Below are 6000 nucleotides of genomic sequence, written 5' to 3'. Positions count from 1 at the left end.
CCTCAGCAAGCTATCTCGGCTTCATACATATCGCCGCCGCCCGCCTCTGGACCAATCAGTTTGTCAACAGGGCCTAGTGCTTCGCTATAACCGTGTCGCAATGACCATAATGGGTCAGACCCTTGTGGCATTCGACGCCCGTGCAGCGCAGTGAGGGCAGAAGAAATCCAAAGGTGGGCTGCCAAGCGTATAATTTTGCGGTTACTGGCGATTGGAATGGAACGTGCCTCCAAAGATACGCCCAACTATTCACTCCAGACGCAATTTCGGGAGCTTGGAAACGCTCGCCATTTGCTCACAGCCCCAATAGACGCGAATGATTCAACCCATCCGTCACTTAAGCTCCCAGACTTGATATTCTGCGGCCTGGCCAACTTGGCGATAATCTTGCCAAAGGTCTGCAAAGCCGGGGTCTTCAAGGAGAAACGCAATATAGTCGAACTGCACGTCACCGAAATAGGATTTGCGATCTCGGTCATCGATAAACACGAGGTCGGGCCGACCGCGAATAAAGTCTTGGACCATTGCCGACCGAGTTTCTGATAGGATTTCTCTATATCTCAGGCAGAGTCCGCGCTCCTCGCGGCAATTTGATTGGGCGAGCAATCTTATCGCTCCAGGAAGTATCCACTGGGCAGAATATCGACTGGTCCATTCTCCATTAACTTCATTAACGAAGGGAAAGGACGCAGAAACATTGGTGGAAAGAACCAGAATTCGCTCACCGGGAGTTCGAACAAAAGGCTCGAACTTTGCCGTCGTGTAAGCATCGTATGGACCCTTTGCGAACTGAGAGCCCAAGCTGAAAATGATTGCACTCATTGCAAGCGCGCCAAGCAAGACATTTTCGCGCACGCGTTCGCGGGAACGTAAAATCACCCAAACTGCCGCAAAGAATATGAAAAAGGAGACCGGGACGACTTGATAGTTCCAGCCTTTGAATTGAAGTAGATAGGTGGCAACGGCTCCGGCAAGCGCACCAAGAATGGCATAAGCAGCTAGGTCCAGTTTTGTGCGACAAGCGAACGCAAGCGCCATAAGGGCGGTCAGTGCGAAAGTCTCAGGCTTAACGAAAACTCCAAGCCAAGACGTTTCAAATGCAGAATAAACTATTGATGCAACTGGAACAATTTCTTGGATATAGAGGGGGTGAACCAGCCAGATAAAGGCGAGGTAGGCGAATAGTATTAGCCCAAGTGTCACGTTCGAAAGATTCCAAAACTCTCTGACGTCACGGGTCGCTGCAAAACGAGCCAGGATAAGACCTGCCGGTATAAGGAGAAAATAGGGCTTCAGAGCCAAACCAAGGAAGGCCGTGATGCCGAGCGCAGTTGCCTCCGGCGGATTCAATGATCTAAGATTTTCACGGAATATCAGAAACGACAGATAGGGCATTGCAAATACCAGCAGCAGATGCTCGCGCTGACCGAACTCATGGATAACTACAAGGAAATTGCCGGCGATCGTTGCAACGAAGAGGGTTGTCCTCGCAACCAAGCCAAAGCCTGCCCGGCGGACGAGAGTATATGTCCATAACGTCGTTATACCGCCAAGGACGGAGACGTATATGTTTAGCGCGGTCGCCGGTTCCAGCTGCAGCAACTCTGCGATTTTGAGTGTTGGTGCGGTCAGGTAAAATGCGAGAGGAGGATTGATCTCGACGACATCCTGATAGAGCGTGGCTCCATCTAGAAACATTCGGGTGGACACCAGGTACCAGCTTGCATCGTGGTTGAGCGAGAAATGAGAGTAGAAGAGCGAGCTTGCCACCACGCAAAGAACCAATACGCCCGTAACCCACCAGGTTTCACGAACTTTCGACAAAGCGCCACTCCTGAAATTGGGCATTCTCTTACAGGCCATTAACCAAAGTTCGACTAAGAGATTGCCGGCCAATAGCTGACGAGGTCATCATGACAACCTTGAGTTTGATCATACCGGTTTTCAACGAGGATGACGCCATTCGTCCGTTCCTTGATCGGATGGCACAGTTGCGGTCACAGTTTGAGGTTGAATTGGGCTCTCCGGCGAAACTGGAGTTCATTTTCGTTAATGATGGCAGTCTGGACAACACGAGAAGCACTCTCGAGCATCTCTGCCGTAACCAGGCTGAAATAAAGGTTATCAATCTGTCGCGCAATTTCGGCAAAGAGGCCGCTTTGTCGGCTGGTATGCATCACGCATCGGGAGATGCAGTCATACCGATAGATGTCGATCTACAAGATCCACCACAGATCATCGTCGAGATGATCCGTCGATGGAAGCAGGGGGCTCAGGTTGTAAACGCGAAGCGGGTTGACCGTTCCAGTGACGGCTTATTCAAACGTGGAACAGCAAACCTGTTTTATTCGATTTTGGAAAAGATCGCCGACCAGCCAGTGCATGCGCATGTCGGGGATTTCCGCCTGCTGGATCGGCAGGCCGTCGAAGCGCTGAACCAGCTCAATGAGAACACCCGTTTCAACAAGGGCCTATTTTCCTGGATCGGCTTCAAGGTGGCGGAAGTTGAAGTGGTCCGCCCGCCGCGTGAAAATGGAACAACGAAGTGGAAACCGACGAAGCTCTGGTCTCTGGCTCTGGACGGCGTAACCTCGTCATCGACATTGCCGCTGCGCATCTGGACATATCTCGGCGCAAGCATTGCATTTCTTGCTTTCCTGTATGCCGGCGCGCTTATTGTTTACACGCTCATTACTGGCGGTGACATGCCGGGATACGCGTCGATCATGGTCGCGGTGCTGTTTCTGGGAGGGCTGAATTTGCTCAGCCTTGGCTTGATCGGCGAATATCTTGGTCGCATCGCGCTCGAAGTGAGGCGACGGCCCCTTTACATTATTGAGTCGAAAGAGGGCTTCTGACGTGGAACGTCGAGCTTACGAAGCCATGGCTGAAATCGAGGGCAGCCACTGGTGGTTTGTCGGGCGTCGTGCGATCCTTGAGGCACTGATCAAGCACCGCATTCGCCCCGACAGATCTTCCAGAATTCTTGAAGCGGGCTGCGGCACGGGAGGTAATCTCGCATTGCTGCGACAGTTTGGAACTGTCGAGGCATTCGAGTTTGATGCGCAGGCACGCGAGATCGCCAGCCGGAAATCTTGCATAGACGTTCAGGCGGGAAGCCTTCCCGATGGCATTGAGCATTTGTCTGGTCCTTACCAATTGATCGCGCTGTTCGATGTTCTGGAGCATCTGGATCGCGATGAAGATAGCCTCCGATCATTGCGTCGGCTGCTTGCGAAGGATGGGAAGCTGATACTTACAGTGCCAGCTCTGCAGTTTCTGTGGTCGCAGCACGATGTCCTCCATCACCATCGCCGGCGGTATTCCGGAAGACGTCTGCAGGACGTGCTGGAGAGGGCCGAATTGCAGGTGAACTACATGTCCTATTTCAATTCTTTGCTCCTGCCCGCAGCGGTCGTTCAGCGCCTTGCCAGCCGCTTCGGAAAGAGCGAGGTTTCTCTGGATGGTGTGCCGCCCAAGATTGCCAACACGATACTGGGGCGGATATTTGCAGTTGAGCGCCGCATCCTACGTCACGCACGATTGCCGATCGGACTCTCACTCTGTGCAATCTGCAGCGCCCGATGAAGGGTCTTCTTGCCGAATGGTTCCGGTTCGGAATGGTCGGAGCGGCCGCGACCTTGACCTATCTGCTCGCCAGTCTTGCCGCCAACTCAGTGGGCGTTGGAGCCTATTGGGCAAATCTTGTGGGATATGTATCGAGCGTGGCGATTTCCTATTTCGGCCATGCTCATATTACCTTTCGCTCGACACAGGCACACCGGGTGCAGGGGCCAAGGTTTATCCTGGTTTCTCTTTCAACTTATGCGCTTACGAATCTCATCGTATTTTTCGTCGTGGACGTATTCAATTATAGCTTTGTCGCTGCCTCAGTGGCAGTTGCCTGCTCTATTCCCGTGGTGACTTGGCTACTGTCCCGCTTCTGGGTCTTTCGCCCCGCTTGATTAGTATGCAAGTTAGACCAAAACCTAAAAGAGTAAAAATCAGGCCGATCCATTCGGCAGGCAAACGCCTCAAATTCGGCTCACCCGCTAAGAACAGTCCATCATCTGTTTGGCCGATAGATGGGAAATAGAAAGTCTTGTGCGGATACCTTTTTGCCGTTTCCTGAGCCCACTCGCTGTAGTTTGATACTCCTCGCGGAACAGCGGGGGGTAGGTATTCGGCTACATCAACATGTTTTTCAATATATCGGTCAAGCCCACCCGCTTGCGACATCGGATGCGGCGGGATCAAAACTGCAATCAAGAGCGGCGAAAATGCTGCAGTGGCTGCTCTAGAAAGTGACGCGCTAGCCAACGCTGTGACGAGAGCAAATTCAGCAAGTGGCAAAGCTCGCCAAGGAAACTGGACCATCGCAAGCAGCGGGATTTCCCAAATTGGCAGGGCGCCAGATATGACAATACAGACGGCGAGAGATAAACTCGGCCAGAAGTCACGCCTCCAGAGCGTTAAGGTACCAAGGGCGATCGCGCTTGTGATTAGAATGAGTCTGGTCATTGTGGCGGGCTTTGGCCAGTTTGCAGGGTCGAAAAAACTCCAGGCGACGGCTTGGAACTCTTGAAAGCGATATAGCTCGTCAGTTTTGCGAAAATCGTGCAGTGCGAGAGCGGGATACAAATATACCCCGGACATAAGTAAGCCAGCTGTTAACCCCAGCGTTATGGGCTTTAAGTTATTAAAATCTTTATATATAATCCATATTCCATAAGGTGCGATAAAGAATAGACTGGCTAGCAATGCCAATGGCAAGTGGGTTATGATGATCCCGGCATATGCGATGGCTAGAATGATCGGTTGCCTTTTCATTCCAATAGCCAGAAGTGGTATAAATGCGATTGCCATGTGTTCTGCGAGTGCGCCACGAAACCAAAAATCGAATAAGTGATATGGCATCAGCATAAAGATTATTGAGCTTAGAAGCCGATGCTTTTTGTCTTTGAGCCACCAATACATGGTCGCTCCTGAAGCGAACGAACCAAATGTAAACCCAACAAGGGTCGCACTGTAAGGAGAGAGTCCCAGCAAATCGGGAATAGCCGAAATGTAAAAGGCAAGCGGCGGATAATAGTAGAAAACGGGAGAACCCAGTCCGTTATGTGAGTCCGGTAACCACCGTGGGTAGAAATTCCCGGCAGCCAGTTGCTCGCTAAATTGCTCGAGCCAAACTGCATTAATCCAAAACGATTGGAACGCTCGCGGTGGTTGAAACGCCACTGGAAGAGTTATCGCTAATGCGATAACGGCAAAAATTAGGAAGGGGAGAAGTCTTCGCGCTTGTGTCATGCTCGGACTTTACGACTCTTCCAAATCATGACCTGCGCTCCTGTTGTGAATAGAGTCAGGCAGCTTTGTTACTCATGAGTACGGTTGAAGCAATGGCTTGCTTCGCTAAGCCGCCCGGTCGCGTTATCAGCCCACTGTATCAAGCGCTGCCAATAGGCGAGCCTTTTCGCTTTGATTGGGGGCATTCACCGTATGCCTTGCCCGTACCAACTCCTCCTGCTTGTGAGCCGGGACCGTGCCGTAGTTGGTGAAGGTTGTCAGTATATCGCTATGGTCGCCGTTTTAGCTTCAGGCCTTCATTTCTTCCGCAGACAAGACCAGTGTCATGGCATGACCCTCAGCATATCGCGGAACGAATGTGGGTTGAGATAAGGTAGGCCAGCCCCCTCAAAGGCGCGGTGAAATATCTCGCGGATCGGCGCGCTGGTGGACCAGTCGTGGTACACTAAGTGGATCGGCTGAAATGCGATGTTATTGCTAAGATCCACGGCGTTTGCCGGGGGAAACGGATCTGCCGGCGCCCAAAGTCGGTCTTCCTAGTTTCGCATGCCTATTCTGTGACGATATCAAGTCCTACCCTCACATACGGGGGTGCGTCCTGCTCTACATTACTGCCCGCACTGTCGAGGCGCCAGTCAACTGCACTAGCGCTTTGTTTTGCGCTATTTGCTGAGAAATCGCAGGAAGCGGCAC

The 6000-nt window shown here is 52.0% G+C and carries 5 protein-coding genes; 3 read left to right on the top strand and 2 right to left on the bottom strand.

What is annotated here, in order from left to right; translation table 11 throughout:
• Window positions 1–333: 333 nt before the first annotated feature.
• Window positions 334–1824, bottom strand: coding sequence for a hypothetical protein (locus tag K3180_RS11095; protein WP_221540872.1), 1491 nt, complete (start codon window positions 1822–1824; stop codon window positions 334–336).
• 89 nt (window positions 1825–1913) lie between these two features.
• Here K3180_RS11095 and K3180_RS11090 point away from each other — a divergent pair, with 89 nt between their 5' ends.
• The 3 genes from K3180_RS11090 to K3180_RS11080 are packed head-to-tail and all read left to right on the top strand — an operon-like array spanning window position 1914 to window position 3965.
• Entirely contained in the window at window positions 1914–2858 is a 945-nt protein-coding gene (locus K3180_RS11090) for a glycosyltransferase family 2 protein (RefSeq protein WP_221540871.1), read from the top strand.
• A gap of 1 nt (window position 2859) precedes the next feature.
• Window positions 2860–3588 carry a methyltransferase domain-containing protein gene (locus K3180_RS11085; RefSeq protein ID WP_221540869.1) on the top strand — a complete coding sequence of 243 codons (729 nt, stop codon included), beginning with the start codon at window positions 2860–2862 and terminating at the stop codon, window positions 3586–3588.
• Window positions 3585–3965 (top strand): GtrA family protein, encoded by a 381-nt coding sequence (locus K3180_RS11080; protein WP_221540867.1) that lies wholly within the window; start codon window positions 3585–3587, stop codon window positions 3963–3965. Before K3180_RS11085 ends, K3180_RS11080 begins: the two co-directional genes overlap by 4 nt.
• On the opposite strand, the gene K3180_RS11075 is transcribed toward K3180_RS11080, so the two are convergent.
• Window positions 3910–5238: a glycosyltransferase family protein gene (locus K3180_RS11075; protein ID WP_221540865.1), complete on the bottom strand. Its 1329-nt coding sequence runs from the start codon at window positions 5236–5238 to the stop codon at window positions 3910–3912. The two genes, K3180_RS11080 and K3180_RS11075, sit on opposite strands and share 56 nt — an antisense overlap.
• Window positions 5239–6000 lie beyond the last annotated feature (762 nt).

Origin of the sequence: Qipengyuania huizhouensis (assembly GCF_019711635.1) — a bacterium.
Taxonomy (GTDB): domain Bacteria; phylum Pseudomonadota; class Alphaproteobacteria; order Sphingomonadales; family Sphingomonadaceae; genus Qipengyuania; species Qipengyuania huizhouensis.
Note: the sequence above shows the minus strand (reverse complement) of the source record. Positions and strands in the feature narration are given on the sequence as shown.